The sequence below is a fragment of the Antrihabitans stalagmiti genome (assembly GCF_016482825.1).
Classification (GTDB): domain Bacteria; phylum Actinomycetota; class Actinomycetes; order Mycobacteriales; family Mycobacteriaceae; genus Antrihabitans; species Antrihabitans stalagmiti.
This window is the reverse complement of sequence record NZ_JAEMNV010000001.1, coordinates 128,955-142,399: the sequence shown is the minus strand read 5'-3', so window position 1 is coordinate 142,399 and position 13,445 is coordinate 128,955. Positions and strand designations below refer to the sequence as shown.

12 protein-coding genes are annotated in these 13,445 nt (G+C 64.6%); 4 read left to right on the top strand and 8 right to left on the bottom strand.

Features of this window, described 5'->3' with window-relative positions:
- Entirely contained in the window at positions 1 to 1,806 is a 1,806-nt protein-coding gene (gene aspS / locus JGU71_RS00685; RefSeq protein ID WP_199702700.1) for an aspartate--tRNA ligase, read from the bottom strand.
- Between the two features lie 326 nt (positions 1,807 to 2,132).
- Here aspS and ypfJ point away from each other — a divergent pair, with 326 nt between their 5' ends.
- A complete protein-coding gene (ypfJ, locus tag JGU71_RS00680) occupies positions 2,133 to 3,062 on the top strand; it encodes a KPN_02809 family neutral zinc metallopeptidase (protein WP_199701022.1) in 930 nt (309 codons plus the stop codon).
- Between the two features lie 7 nt (positions 3,063 to 3,069).
- Entirely contained in the window at positions 3,070 to 3,621 is a 552-nt protein-coding gene (locus JGU71_RS00675) for a hypothetical protein (RefSeq protein WP_199701020.1), read from the top strand.
- Positions 3,622 to 3,632: 11 nt separating this feature from the next.
- Here JGU71_RS00675 and JGU71_RS00670 read toward each other — a convergent pair whose 3' ends face one another.
- The 3 genes from JGU71_RS00670 to JGU71_RS00660 all read right to left on the bottom strand — a co-directional run bounded on the left by JGU71_RS00670 (position 3,633) and on the right by JGU71_RS00660 (position 7,801).
- Positions 3,633 to 4,721, bottom strand: a complete 1,089-nt coding sequence (locus JGU71_RS00670) for a 2-oxoacid:ferredoxin oxidoreductase subunit beta (RefSeq protein WP_199701018.1) — start codon at positions 4,719 to 4,721, stop codon at positions 3,633 to 3,635.
- Positions 4,718 to 6,643 carry a 2-oxoacid:acceptor oxidoreductase subunit alpha gene (locus JGU71_RS00665; RefSeq protein WP_199701017.1) on the bottom strand — a complete coding sequence of 642 codons (1,926 nt, stop codon included), beginning with the start codon at positions 6,641 to 6,643 and terminating at the stop codon, positions 4,718 to 4,720. The genes JGU71_RS00670 and JGU71_RS00665 overlap by 4 nt, the downstream gene beginning before the upstream one ends.
- Before the next feature lie 132 nt (positions 6,644 to 6,775).
- On the bottom strand, positions 6,776 to 7,801 hold the full coding sequence (locus tag JGU71_RS00660; RefSeq protein WP_199701016.1) for an Rv2578c family radical SAM protein: 1,026 nt from the start codon (positions 7,799 to 7,801) through the stop codon (positions 6,776 to 6,778).
- Positions 7,802 to 7,992: 191 nt separating this feature from the next.
- Here JGU71_RS00660 and JGU71_RS00655 point away from each other — a divergent pair, with 191 nt between their 5' ends.
- Complete coding sequence (locus JGU71_RS00655) at positions 7,993 to 8,313, top strand: type VII secretion target (protein ID WP_199701011.1); 321 nt, start codon at positions 7,993 to 7,995, stop codon at positions 8,311 to 8,313.
- Positions 8,310 to 9,647: a RodZ family helix-turn-helix domain-containing protein gene (locus tag JGU71_RS00650; protein WP_199701010.1), complete on the top strand. Its 1,338-nt coding sequence runs from the start codon at positions 8,310 to 8,312 to the stop codon at positions 9,645 to 9,647. The genes JGU71_RS00655 and JGU71_RS00650 overlap by 4 nt, the downstream gene beginning before the upstream one ends.
- Here JGU71_RS00650 and JGU71_RS00645 read toward each other — a convergent pair.
- Genes JGU71_RS00645 through JGU71_RS00630 form a run of 4 tightly spaced genes read right to left on the bottom strand, consistent with a single transcriptional unit; the run spans position 9,644 to position 13,296 of the window.
- Positions 9,644 to 10,636 (bottom strand): malate dehydrogenase, encoded by a 993-nt coding sequence (locus tag JGU71_RS00645; protein ID WP_199701009.1) that lies wholly within the window; start codon positions 10,634 to 10,636, stop codon positions 9,644 to 9,646. The genes JGU71_RS00650 and JGU71_RS00645 overlap by 4 nt on opposite strands.
- A gap of 49 nt (positions 10,637 to 10,685) precedes the next feature.
- Complete coding sequence (locus JGU71_RS00640; RefSeq protein ID WP_199701008.1) at positions 10,686 to 11,309, bottom strand: hypothetical protein; 624 nt, start codon at positions 11,307 to 11,309, stop codon at positions 10,686 to 10,688.
- On the bottom strand, positions 11,299 to 12,570 hold the full coding sequence (gene hisS / locus JGU71_RS00635) for a histidine--tRNA ligase (RefSeq protein WP_199701007.1): 1,272 nt from the start codon (positions 12,568 to 12,570) through the stop codon (positions 11,299 to 11,301). Before hisS ends, JGU71_RS00640 begins: the two co-directional genes overlap by 11 nt.
- 6 nt (positions 12,571 to 12,576) lie before the next feature.
- Positions 12,577 to 13,296, bottom strand: a complete 720-nt coding sequence (locus JGU71_RS00630; RefSeq protein WP_199701006.1) for an MBL fold metallo-hydrolase — start codon at positions 13,294 to 13,296, stop codon at positions 12,577 to 12,579.
- Positions 13,297 to 13,445 lie beyond the last annotated feature (149 nt).

Genomic DNA, 13,445 nt, shown 5'->3' with positions numbered 1-13,445 from the left:
TCAGGCTTTTGTTTCCGGCGTCGCGTCGGGCTCGACTTTCGCTTTCGGCTCGAGCTTTGCGTCGATACCCGACTCCTTGCGCTGCTGCGCCGTGATCGGCGCAGGCGCATCGGTCAGTGGGTCGACCCCGCCGCCGGACTTCGGGAATGCGATCACTTCGCGGATCGAATCGACCCCGGCAAGCAGGGCCGTGATGCGATCCCAGCCGAAAGCGATGCCGCCGTGCGGCGGTGCGCCGTAAGCGAAAGCGTCCAGCAGGAAGCCGAACTTCTCCTGGGCTTCCTCGTGAGAGATGCCCATCACCGCGAACACCCGCTCCTGGATGTCCTTGCGGTGGATACGGATGCTGCCGCCACCGATTTCGTTGCCGTTGCAGACGATGTCGTAGGCGTAGGCGAGAGCCGAGCCAGGATCGGTGTCGAAGGTTTCGAGGGAGTCGGGCTTCGGCGAGGTGAATGCGTGGTGCACCGCGGTCCAGGCGCTGTGGCCGAGTGCGACGTCACCACCTGCGACCGCTTCGGACGTCGGCTCGAACATCGGCGCATCGACGATCCAGACGAACGACCACGCCTTCTCGTCGATCAGCCCTTGCTTGCGAGCGATCTCACCGCGTGCGGCGCCGAGCAGCGCGCGCTGCGCCTTGGTCGGTCCGGCCGCGAAGAACACACAGTCGCCAGGCTTCGCGCCGACATGCGCGGCAAGACCGTCACGCTCGGACTCGGACAGATTCTTTGCGACGGGTCCACCGAGGGTGCCGTCTTCGGCGACGAGGACGTAGGCAAGCCCCTTGGCACCACGTTGCTTTGCCCAGTCCTGCCACCGATCCAGCTCGCGGCGGGGCTGGTCGGCACCGCCGGGCATGACGACGGCGCCGACGTACGGCGCCTGAAACACGCGGAACGGAGTCTGCGCGAAAAAGTCGGTGCATTCGACGATCTCGACGCCGAATCGCAGGTCGGGCTTGTCGGAACCGAACCGTCGCATGGCTTCGGCATAGGTCATCCGCTGGATCGACTTCTCGATCTTGTGACCGACCAGTTTCCACAGCGCTCGGAGCAGTTCCTCGGCGAGCAGGATCACGTCGTCCTGAGAAACGAAGCTCATTTCGATGTCGAGCTGAGTGAACTCCGGTTGGCGGTCCGCGCGAAAATCTTCGTCGCGATAGCAACGGGCGATCTGGTAGTAGCGCTCGATACCGCCGACCATCAGCAGCTGTTTGAACAGCTGCGGGCTCTGTGGCAGAGCGTAGAAACTGCCGGGCTGCAGCCGAGCTGGCACCAGGAAATCGCGTGCACCCTCCGGCGTCGACCGTGTCAGTGTCGGGGTCTCCACCTCGACGAATTCGTGGTGCGCGAGGACGGCACGCGCAGCCGCATTGACCTTCGACCGCAAGCGAATCGTGTGTGCGGGCCCTTCGCGTCGCAGGTCGAGGTAGCGGTACTTGAGCCGCGCTTCTTCACCCGGTGTCTCGTCGAGTTGGAACGGCAGTGGCGTGCTCTCGTTGAGGACTACGAGCTCTTTGACGTCGACCTCGATCGCGCCGGTTTGGATCTCGTGGTTCTCGTTGCCTTGCGGCCGCAGCTCGACGGTGCCGGTGATGCGGACGCAATACTCGGCGCGAAGCCGGTGGGCCTGCTCGGCGGGTGCACCTTCGCGGAAGACCGCCTGCGCCACACCGGACGCGTCGCGGAGGTCGATGAAGATAACGCCACCGTGGTCGCGCCGCCTTGCCACCCAGCCGGTGAGAGTGACGGTGTGACCGGCGTGCTCGCTACGAAGCGAGCCGGCCAGGTGGGTACGCAGCACGATGTTCCCTTTCTCGGACTCGACAGCGTTGGTCGGACGAATCAACTCCCTCGACACAACCGCACGAACGGCGAATGTCGGCAGCAAATCCTCGCAGCGCCGCGATCGTTCATGATGCCAGAGCCGGTCGAGGCTACCGCAGTCGGTTGCCCGCTCGACACCCGTTTTCAGCCCTGTAGTGCTGGTTTGCCAGCGTGCTGCTCGCCCGTCGTGACGACGTGCCTGTGCCAAATTTGCCGACCGCGGGCCACAGTTGCGCACACATGGAAAGGTGTAGCGCGACAGCGGCAATCGCTACGGCCTCCTCTGCAGAAAGAGTGACGACGATGACCTTCAACGAAGGCGCCCAGATCGACTCCGGTCGCGTATCCGTCGGCGGTGGCGGCGGGCCGGGCACCGGCGGCAAACTCGCGATCGGCGGCGGTGCAGGCGGTCTGATCTTGCTCGTCCTCACGTTGCTCTTCGGCGGCGACGCAGGCTCGGTGCTCGGCGATCTCACCGGTGCGCAGAACAGTGGTCAGTCCGGTGGTGGCGCAGCGACCCTGCAGGGATGTGAAACAGGTGCCGACGCCAACCGCGACGTCAACTGCCGCGTCGCGTTCACGGCCGCGAGCCTCGACGACGTCTGGAACGCACAGTTGGAGATACAGACCGGAGTTCAGTACATACCACCCGGCATCACCCTGTTCTCCGGCTCGGTACGCACCGGTTGCGGTGCCGCGTCGAGCGAGGTCGGGCCGTTCTACTGCCCCGCCGATTCCACCGGCTACTTCGACACCAGCTTCTTCCAGTTGCTCGTCGACCGTTTCGGATCCAGCGGTGGACCACTCGCGCAGGAGTACGTCGTCGCACACGAGGTCGGCCACCACATCCAGAACCAACTCGGCGATATCGGCCGCGCCCAGCAGGACCCGAGGGGCGAGGAGTCCGGTGCCGTCCGCACCGAGTTGCAAGCCGATTGCTACGCAGGAATCTGGGCACACTTCGCTGACAAGCAGCCCGCGCCCGGCGGTGGCCAACCGCTGCTGGCTCCGTTGACGGACAGAGACATCTCCGACGCGCTCAGTGCCGCCCAGTCCGTCGGTGACGATCGCATCCAGCAGTCGACCAGCGGCCGCGTGAATCCCGAATCCTGGACCCACGGTTCGTCTTTGCAACGGCAGAAGTGGTTCCTCGCCGGCTACAACACCGGCCAGGTCAAGGCGTGCGACACCTACTCCGCGCGCGATCTCGACAACCCGCCCGGCCAGCGTTAGTCCGACCGTGGTTCGCGCGTTCCGGCATGCAGGTGCTGGCGTTGTCGCGTTGTCGTTGTTGCCCTGCACGTCCACAACGACCGGCGCCGCAACGGCACCCTGCGTCGACAAGCCCCGGCCGACCAGCACTTCCCCAGGCGACACTCCCCCGCTGTTCACGTTGACCACGACGCCGAACGGCTGGGAAACCCATATCGATCTCGGTCCGCAGCTTGTCGTCTATGCCGATTTCCAAGCGGTCTCGACGCCGGGTGCAGTCGGACCGGGCGGTAACCCATCGACACCACCGGAAAAGTTCGACGGTTATCTGCCGAGTTGCATCGTCGAACAGGCTATCGCCGACACGGAAGCACTCGCTACCACCGACTTCGGCGACCCCGGCATCACCGACCAAGGTGGGCAGACGATCGACTACACGCCGACGCCGCCCTCCGATCCGGTGAAGCTCTACATCTATGCGCCCGGCTTCGACGAGTACATCACCGCCGAGCAGAGCGCGGCCCGAGATCGGTTCGAGGCGTTGCACACGCTGCTCGTGGGCGGCTTCGTGCCGAATTGACCGGGCGCGGCCTAGCCGACAGTCCAGGTTTCGCGGCCGTTCAGCAAGGCCTGCAACGCTTGTGATGCATCCGGACCCACCGGTCGCTGCGCGTTTGCCTGCTGAAGTTGCGCGCGGGCGGCGTCGTCGTAGGTCGTTCGTCGAACGCTGCGGAAGATTCCGGTGAGGACATGGCGCAGGTCCTGATCGGAAAGCCGGGATAGTGCATGCGCATAGTCGGGGTCGTCGGTGTAGGCGTCGTGGACCACGATGTCGGACTCCGCAACCTCGGCGGTCGCGGCAATGTCGAGCCCGAATCCTTTTCGCACGACACAGAATTCGCCGTCGGCACCGAAGCGAATCGGTGCGCCGTGTACCAACCGGATAAGCCGTTGTTCCGCATCGTCTTTGCGCAGCACGTCGAACGAGCCGTCGTTGAAGATCGGGCAATCCTGCAGGATTTCGACGAACGACGTTCCACGATGCTCGGCGGCCGCGCGCAGCACTTCGGTGAGGCCCTTGCGATCGGAGTCGAGTGCGCGGGCAGCGAAGGTGGCCTCGGCGCCGAGTGCGAGTGAGAGTGTGTTGAACGGGTGGTCGATCGACCCCATCGGCGTCGACTTCGTCACCATTCCGACCTGAGACGTCGGCGAGTACTGACCCTTCGTCAGACCGTAGATCCGGTTGTTGAACAGCAGGATCGTCATGTTGACGTTGCGCCGCAGCGCGTGGATCAGATGGTTGCCGCCGATCGAGAGCGCGTCACCGTCACCTGTCACAACCCACACCGACAAGTCGGGGCGAGTGACAGCGAGTCCTGTTGCGATCGCAGGCGCACGACCGTGAATGGAGTGAATGCCGTACGCATCCAGGTAGTACGGGAACCGGCTCGAACAGCCGATGCCGGACACGAACATGAGGTTTTCGCGACGCAGTCCGAGTTCGGGCAGGAAGCTCCGAACCGTCGCGAGGATGACGTAGTCGCCGCAGCCCGGACACCACCGCACCTCTTGATCCGAGGTGAAGTCCTTGGCCTTCTGCGGGGTATCGGACGTCGGGACGTCGGCGTAGGACGTCAGTCCCAGATCTGTTCCGACAAGCCGATTTTCGATCGTGGTCACGCCTGAGTCCCCCTGGTGTCGTGATAGGTGGCTGTGGCACGCGCAGCTCTCGACTTCGCCGATTCGAGATCGCCGAGCGAACCGTCCAGCGCCGCGTCGATCACTCCGACAAGTTCCTGTGCGGAGAACGCGAGTCCCGCGACCTTGGTCCACGGCTGCACATCGACGAGGTAGCGCGCCCGCAGCAGCATGGCAAGCTGGCCGAGATTCATTTCCGGTGCAACAACTTTCGGGTACCGCCGCAGCACCGACTCCACGTTTGCTGGAAACGGATTGAGATGACGCAGGTGCGCATGCGCGACAGCGATACCTTTGCGCCGTGCCCGACGGCAGGCCTCACCGATCGGACCGTAGGAACTGCCCCAACCGATGATCAACAGTTCGGCGGCACCGCTCGGATCGTCGACGATCAGATCGGGCACAGCGATACCGTCGATCTTGGCCTGTCGAAGCCGAACCATCAGTTCGTGATTGGCGGGTTCGTAGGAGATGTTGCCGCTGCCGTCTGCCTTCTCCAACCCGCCGATGCGGTGTTCCAGGCCCGGCGTACCCGGCACGGCCAACGGACGGGCAAGCGTCTCGGGGTCGCGGCTGTAGGGCACGAACTCGTGAGGCCCGTCGGGTGCGGGCTCGAAGGCGGCGTCGATCGGAACCAGGTCCGCGGTGGACGGGATCGACCAGGGTTCGGACCCGTTTGCGATCGCACCGTCGGACAGCAACAACACCGGCGTCCGGTAGGTCAGCGCTATTCGCGCGGCCTCGACGGCCGTGTCGAAACAGTCCGCGGGTGAGCGAGGTGCGAGTACCGCGACCGGTGATTCTCCGTTGCGACCGAACATCGCCTGCAGCAGGTCGGCCTGCTCGGTTTTGGTCGGAAGTCCGGTCGAGGGTCCGCCGCGTTGGACGTCGATGACGAGCAGAGGTAGTTCGGTCATCACTGCGAGACCGATCGTTTCGCTCTTCAATGCGAGCCCCGGACCGGACGTGCTCGTCACGCCGAGCGCACCGCCGAACGACGCACCGAGGGCAGCGCCGATACCCGCGATTTCGTCTTCGGCCTGGAACGTCGTGACACCGAAGTTTTTGTGTTTGCTCAACTCGTGCAGGATGTCCGACGCCGGGGTGATCGGGTAGGTGCCGAGGAAGATCGGCAGGCCGGCGAGTTGTCCCGCCGCGATCACGCCGTATGCCAGAGCGGTATTGCCGGTGATCTGCCGGTAGGTTCCCGCAGGCAACGTCGCTGGGGCGATCTCGTAGGTGGTTGCGAAGCTTTCCGTCGTTTCGCCGTAGTTCCAGCCTGCTTTGAACGCGAGAATGTTGCCTTCGCCGATCTCCGGCTTGGTCGCGAACTTCTCCCGCATAAATCGCTCGGTCCCGCCGATCGGGCGGTGATACATCCAGGAAAGCAGTCCGAGCGCGAACATGTTCTTCGCCCGCTGGCCGTCCTTCTTGGCAAGTCCGGCCGGTTCTACGGCGCCGAGGGTCAGGGTCGTCATCGGAACCTGGTGCACTACGAAGTCGGTCAACGAGTCGTCGTCGAGCGGATTGATCGAGTACCCGACTTTCGACAGATTCCGTTTGGTGAACTCGTCGGTGTTCACGATGATGGTCGCGTGGCGCGGCAGATCCGCGACGTTCGCCTTGAGCGCGGCCGGGTTCATCGCGACGAGTACGTCGGGCTGATCACCGGCGGTGAGGATGTCGTAGTCCGCGATCTGGATCTGAAACGACGACACCCCGGGCAGGGTGCCCTGTGGTGCGCGAATCTCGGCGGGAAAGTTGGGCTGTGTCGCGAGGTCGTTGCCGAATGCGGCGGCTTCGTGTGTGAAGCGGTCACCGGTCAGCTGCATGCCATCACCCGAGTCGCCCGCAAACCGGATTACGACCCGTTCCAACTGTTCGGCTTCGATGCCAACGGTCATCGACCGTCCACCTTTCGGGGGCCAACATGGTCGAACTACCTATCCGAGCCCACGCTACGTCAGGCCGATCGGCCTCGCCATCCGGGCCTGACCTCGCAGTCCGATCCCCGTCCTGCAACGTGTTTCACCCGATCAGAACAGTGTCATCTCGGGCACCCGAACGAGCCCACCGCCCGCGACGGCAGTCGTGAGCCCCTCGACACTCTGGCCACGCTCGCTGGCTAGACCGTGTTTGTCGACAAGCGGGGCGATGCGCGACGCCAACCAAGTCGTGTACTCCGGCGTCACGTACGCGCCGTGGCCGTAGAGCTGGCGGTACCGACGGACCAACGCGGGATGCTCGGCGGCGAGCCAGGACAGAAACCACCCTCGGGTGCTCCCGCGCAGATGCATCGGAAAAGCTGTGACGCCGACTGCGCCGGCTGACGCGATGTCGCCGAGCAGTCCGTCGAGATGCGCGACAGAATCCGTCAGATACGGAATGACCGGTGCGACCATCACATTCACTCCGAAACCCGCGTCGGCGATCGCCCGGATCAGTTCGAGTCGGGCTTTCGGCGACGGCGTCCCGGGCTCGATCTCCTTCTGCAACACCGGATCACCGATCGCCAGGGAGACACCGATGCGGACCCCGAGCTCCTGCGCGGCAAGCGTGAGCAGCGGCAGATCACGGCGCAGCAGAGTCCCCTTGGTCAGGATCGAGAAGGGAGTTCCTGACTCCGTCAGTGCTCGAATGATGCCTGGCATCAACCGATATCGACCTTCTGCTCGCTGATACGGGTCGGTGTTCGTGCCGAGCGCAACAGGATCGCGGCGCCACGACCGGCGCGCCAGTTCCTTGCGAAGCACCGCCGCAACGTTGGTCTTGACGACTATCTGCGAGTCGAAGTCGCGTCCGGCGTCGAGGTCCAGATACTCGTGTGTCGACCGCGCAAAGCAGTACCGGCACGCATGGGAACACCCACGCATCGGATTGACGGTCCAGTCGAAAGGTAGCTTCGACTCCCCCGGCACCTTGTTGAGCGCGCTTTTGCACAAGACCTCGTGAAATGTGATTCCTTCGAATTCGGGTGTCTGGACGCTGCGGACGAAGCCGGCGCGCTCGAGGCCAGGAAGCGCGCCGTCGTCGGCATCCAAGGTCTGGCCTTGCCATCGCATTGGCCAAGTCGAACATGCGTTCTATTCAGTGTCAAGCTGGGGGCTGTGAGTTTCTCGCGACACCTGTCCGACCGGTCCGCTATATTCATCTCTGCGTGGCACAGGGGTAGGCACAGGGGGTCGAGCCGCCACGCATCGGGGCGGGTCGCAGTGGGTTCGCAGCCGATCATCATTCACAAACGGGGGGTCGTATGACTGCGGTAAATGCCGAATTGGCAGGGATTCGAAACTACGGCAACAGCGCGGCGGAGGTGTCGAGTCGTATTGCGGGGGCAGGCGCGATCGACCTTGCCGCCAACATTGCCGCACTGACACCGGTCTTCGGTGCGATCGGCGCAGACTTTCTTGCGATGTTCGGTGTGGCGCAAGCCAATCACGCGAAATCGGTGCTGCAGCTAGCGGAGCACTACGGTGCGACGGCGGTCGCCGCACACAAGACCGCGGGCGAGTACGAGGGCATCGACGATGCGATCGTTGCCGACCTCGGCCGCGCTGGTGGTGAAACGGCATGAGCGCCAATGCAACTCAACCAGTAGTCACACCAGCTGGCGCGGGTGAGCCAACGTCGGCAGCACCACCGGTGACCGTGCTCGACGCGTTGGAGCAATCGCCGATCGGACCGTTCCTGCACCTACCGCTACCTCAACTGCCACCGCTCCCACAGCTTCCGGCGCTCCCACCGTTACCGCCGCTGCCGCCCAACCCGCTGGACGGCTTGCTCAGCGGTCAGATGTTGCCCGCGCTGCCGGGTGTCGACGAGATGCTGAAGCCGATCACCGATCTGGCGAGCGGCTTCGGTTCCGGAAAGCTCGGGTCGCTCGATCCGACGAAGCTCATCGACGACTCGGTACTGATGTTGAACTCCGCACTCGAGACCGGCATAGCGGCAATGAAGGTCATGGACGAGTTCTGGGGCGGCCAAACCTCCACCAACGCACAGGGACTCGGCACGCAGGCACAGGATGCGGGCACCGGCGTAAGCAACCGCGGAACCCAGATATCGTCGGTGACTCAGGACGCCGCAGCCACCGTCGCACGCGGGAACATGAACCTGATGTCCGTCGCGGAATCGTTCGCGGCCACCGCCATCGCTGCCGCGCCGCTTGCCTTCACACCGCCAGGTCAGGTCATGTTGATGACAGCAGCGGCCGAGCACCTGGCGATGGCGATCGAAGTGGTGACCGGTACGCGGGCAGAACTGACGACTCATACCGCCGAGATGTCGACGCTCACCGATCCGGTTCCCGTCCCAACCGGACCCGATACCGGCATACCGTCGACACCCTCGGGGAAGTCTCAGTTCGCCTTTGCGGCGGCAATGTTGGAAAACGTCGGAAAGCCGCTGATCGAGACAGGGAAAGCCGGAGTCCAGGTCGTCACCGACATCGTCGGTCTCGGAACGGAGGCTCTTCGGACCGACCCTGCGGCAACGGCCACCGATCCGGTGACACCCAACTCGACCGGTCCGGCACCGAGTACGAACCCGAGCAGTGTCGCGCCCGGACAGCAAAGCGCAACTGCAACACCAGGTTTGCTGGCAGGTGGTCCGACGGCAAGCGCACCGCGCCCGCTGACGGCAGCTCTCGGCGGACCCGGCGACATCCCGGCGGCAACGACCACGTCGAGCACGGGCGGACCGAGCGGTCCTGGCAATACGCAGGGGCCGGCGACCAACCCAGCCGGGGCCGGGATGATGCCGATGGCCAACCGCGGCGCAGTCGGCGACACCGACGCGCCGAGGTCGTCCTATCTGGTCTCCGCGGGAAACCGCACCGAGGTCGTAGGCGACCTCGGCACGGTAGTGGCGCCGGTTATCGGCGCTACCGACACCGACGACGACAGTTAGTCGCTGACGTACCCCAGCTCGCGGACCGACTCGTATTCGTGCGCAAGCTCTGCGACGGAGGCGTCGATACGGCTGCGTGAGAAGTCGTTGATCTCGAGGTCGGGCACGATCGTGTACTCCCCGCCTGCGCAGGTGACGGGGAAGGACGAGATGAGCCCTTCCTGCACGCCGTACGAGCCGTCCGAGCACACGGCCATGGAGACCCAGTCGTCGGTGCGCGTGCCGCGAACCCAGTCACGCATGTGATTGATCGCGCCGTTGGCGGCACTCGCAGCCGAGGACGCTCCTCGGGCCTTGATGATCGCCGTACCACGTTCTTGCACAGTGGGTATGAAGTCGTCGACGAGCCAGTTCTCGTCGTCGACGACGTCGACGGCCGGTTTTCCGTCGACGAGTGCGTGGAAGATGTCCGGGTACTGGGTGTTCGAGTGGTTACCCCAGATGCCGACGCGATGAATGTGTGACGCGGGCGTACCGGTCTTCTTGGCGAGTTGAGCGATCGCACGATTGTGGTCGAGACGGGTCAGTGCCGTGAATCGGGTACGTGGGACGTCGGGAGCGTTGTGCATTGCGATCAGAGCGTTGGTGTTCGCCGGATTTCCGACGACGAGCACCTTGATGTCGTCGGCGGCGGCGGCGTTGATCGCCGACCCGTGTTCGGTGAAGATCGCGCCGTTCGCCGAGAGCAGGTCGGATCGTTCCATGCCCTTGGTGCGGGGCCGCGCGCCGACGAGCATGGCAATGTTGGCGCCCTCGAAGGCAACTCGCGGATCGTCGGTGATGTCGATCGAGGACAGCAGCGGATAGGCGCCGTCTTCCAGTTCCATAGCGACGCCTTCGAGGGATCCGACCGCTGCCGGAATTTCGAGCAGCCGCAGTTTGATCGATGCATCTGCTCCGAGCATCGCTCCGCCTGCGATACGGAAGAGCAGCCCGTAGGCGATCTGGCCGGATGCACCGGTGACGGTCACGGTTACTGGAACTGTCACAAATTCTCCTCGTTCGGGGGTGGATGAGACGTTCGGACGAGAGACCTCGCTAGTCGACGAGGCTCGCCACCTCTGCGTCGGTCAGTGTCGTCTGGCCGGACCTGCCCGCATCGAGGGCGACTCGCATCGCTCGGTACAGCGGCCGTTCACCGAGCACCGCATCGCGCGCTTCGGCCCGGAGTTGTTGCACGAGAACCGATGCCATCGCGGCAGCAGGGACAAGATCGCCCGCGGCAAGGGCATCGGCAAGCCCACGCTGGCCGCGGGCGTTGAGCTCACGTCCGGCGTCGTCGATGTACATCGCCAAACCGATGGTGGCACTGGAATTTTCGTCGCTGATGCGAAGCAGCACACGGTTGACCCGCGACACCCGGACCAGCAGTTCGACCGATACGGCCTTGGACGCGTCGACGTGCCGCGATCCGAGCACCCGTCGCACATGAATCACGTTGTCCGTCAGCGTGATCCGGACCCGCAGACCCACGATGGACACGAGAACCAACGGTACCCCGACGATAAGTCCCGTGATGATCGCCGCCGTCGCCGATACGACGAAACTCAGCAGCACCGCAAGCAGCACGCCGACCGCGGCCGAGACGAGAGCGGTCTTCACCAGTCGTGGCGCAATCAGTTCGCGCGCTACGAGATCCAGGGACACAGGCTCAGTCGGCAAGAATCGCTCCCGTCACTGCGACGATGTCGTCGATCGGCACCTGCTGCTGCTCCCCCGTACCGAGGTTCTTGACACCGATCGTCTCGTCGGCAAGGTCGCGTTCGCCGAGGACCAGCGCGATTTTCGCGCCCGACCGATCGGCAGCCTTCATCGCACCCTTCACGCCGCGCCCGCCGTAGGCGAGATCGGTCCGAATGCCTTCGGCGCGTAGCCGTCCCGCGATCTCGACGAGCTTCGCCTTCGCGTCGTCGCCGAGCGGGACGCCGAAAACGTCGCATCGAGCGGGCACACCTGCGGACTTGCCTTCCGCGGCGAGCGCAAGAATCGTGCGGTCGACGCCGAGCCCGAACCCGATGCCGGACAATTCCTGACCGCCGAGCTGGGCCATCAGCCCGTCGTAACGACCGCCGCCACCGATACCCGATTGTGCGCCGAGACCGTCGTGCACGAACTCGAAGGTCGTCTTCGTGTAGTAGTCGAGACCGCGCACCATCCGTGGATTGACCACGTACGGGACCCCGAGCGCATCGAGGTGACGCAGCACTTCGTCGAAGTGTGCCTTCGCCGAATCGGACAGGTGATCGATCATCAGCGGTGCGGCCGCGGTCATCTCCTTGACCTCCGGACGCTTGTCGTCGAGTACGCGCAGCGGGTTCAGCTCGGCACGGCGGCGGGTGTCCTCGTCGAGGTCGAGCCCGAACAGGAACTCCTGCAACAGTTCCCGGTACTGCGGTCGGCAGGAGTCGTCACCGAGCGAGGTGATCTCCAGCCGGAAACCGTCGAGGCCGAGGCCGCGGAAGCCGGCGTCGGCGACAGCGATGACCTCAGCGTCGAGCGCTGGATCGTCGACGCCGATCGCCTCGACGCCGACCTGCTGCAGTTGCCGGTAGCGCCCCGCCTGCGGTCGCTCGTACCGGAAGAACGGTCCCGCGTAACTCAGCTTGACCGGCAGCACTCCGCGATCGAGCCCGTGCTCGATGACCGCACGCATCACACCGGCCGTGCCCTCGGGTCGCAGTGTCACGCTGCGCTCACCGCGGTCGGCGAAGGTGTACATCTCCTTGCTCACGACATCGGTCGACTCTCCGACACCACGGGCGAAGAGCGCCGTGTCCTCGAACACCGGCAGCTCGATGTGGCTGTAGCCGGCCATTCTCGCAGCGCCAGTCAGTCCGTCGCGTACGGCGACGAACTCCGCGGACGCGGGCGGCACGTAGTCGGGCACGCCCTTGGGCGCCGAAAAAGAACTTGGCTTGCTCACGATGGACTACCTTCCCGAATCCGAGGCGACATCGATGGTCGCACCGCAAGCTACGCGATCGAGTCCAACGAGAAACGGGTTGCCTGCGCGCTCCCGGCCGATGGTTGTCGTCGTGCCATGCCCTGGCAACACGGTCGTCTCGTCGTCGAGAACCATGAGTTTGCCTGCGATCGAACGAAGCAACTGCTCCCCGTCGCCGCCGGGCAGGTCGCTTCTGCCGATCGAACCGGCGAAGAGGGTGTCGCCGGTGAAGACCAGGTCAGCCGAGCCTTGGTCGCTGTCGATTCGACTGCGCAGGACCACCGAACCCTGCGTATGGCCAGGGGTGTGGTCGATCCGAAACGAGATCCCCGCAAGCTCGAGCACGTCGCCGTCTGCGAACTCCGCGACCAGTCGTGGTTCGGCGAACGTCATGCCCGCGATGAACTGCCCCATCTGCGGACCGACGCCTGCCGTCGGATCGGCAAACAAATGCCGGTCGGCCGCGTGAATGTAGGCCGCGACGTCGTGCTCGTCGCAGATTTCCTGTGCACTCCACGTGTGGTCGAGATGACCGTGCGTCAACAGCACTGCGGTCGGCGTGAGTGCCGACGACTCCAGGAATCGACGTAGCGGCTCGGCGGCGTCCTGTCCGGGATCGACGACGACGCATTCGGTTGCGTCGTCGTGCGCGATCACGTAGCAGTTCGTCTGGAACATTCCGGCCGGAAATCCAGTGACAAGCACGGGTGGGAAGCTCCTCGAGGTGGGCAGAGGTGGTTATCGGGGTCGAGCGCGATCCCGCGTTACAGGGTATGCGCAGCGACCCGCCAGGCTCGTCTCAGGTACGGATGGCAGACTCTAACCTCGGCCGCCATGTTCAGGCCTGACACGAA

What these genes read in the sequence shown, in the direction of transcription:
- ypfJ (WP_199701022.1), top strand. Translation starts at nt 2,133, where the DNA reads ATGACCTTCAACGAAGGCGCCCAGATCGACTCCGGTCGCGTATCCGTC.
- JGU71_RS00665 (WP_199701017.1), bottom strand. Translation starts at nt 6,643, where the DNA reads ATGACCGTTGGCATCGAAGCCGAACAGTTGGAACGGGTCGTAATCCGG.
- JGU71_RS00660 (WP_199701016.1), bottom strand. Translation starts at nt 7,801, where the DNA reads ATGCGATGGCAAGGCCAGACCTTGGATGCCGACGACGGCGCGCTTCCT.
- JGU71_RS00655 (WP_199701011.1), top strand. Translation starts at nt 7,993, where the DNA reads ATGACTGCGGTAAATGCCGAATTGGCAGGGATTCGAAACTACGGCAAC.
- JGU71_RS00650 (WP_199701010.1), top strand. Translation starts at nt 8,310, where the DNA reads ATGAGCGCCAATGCAACTCAACCAGTAGTCACACCAGCTGGCGCGGGT.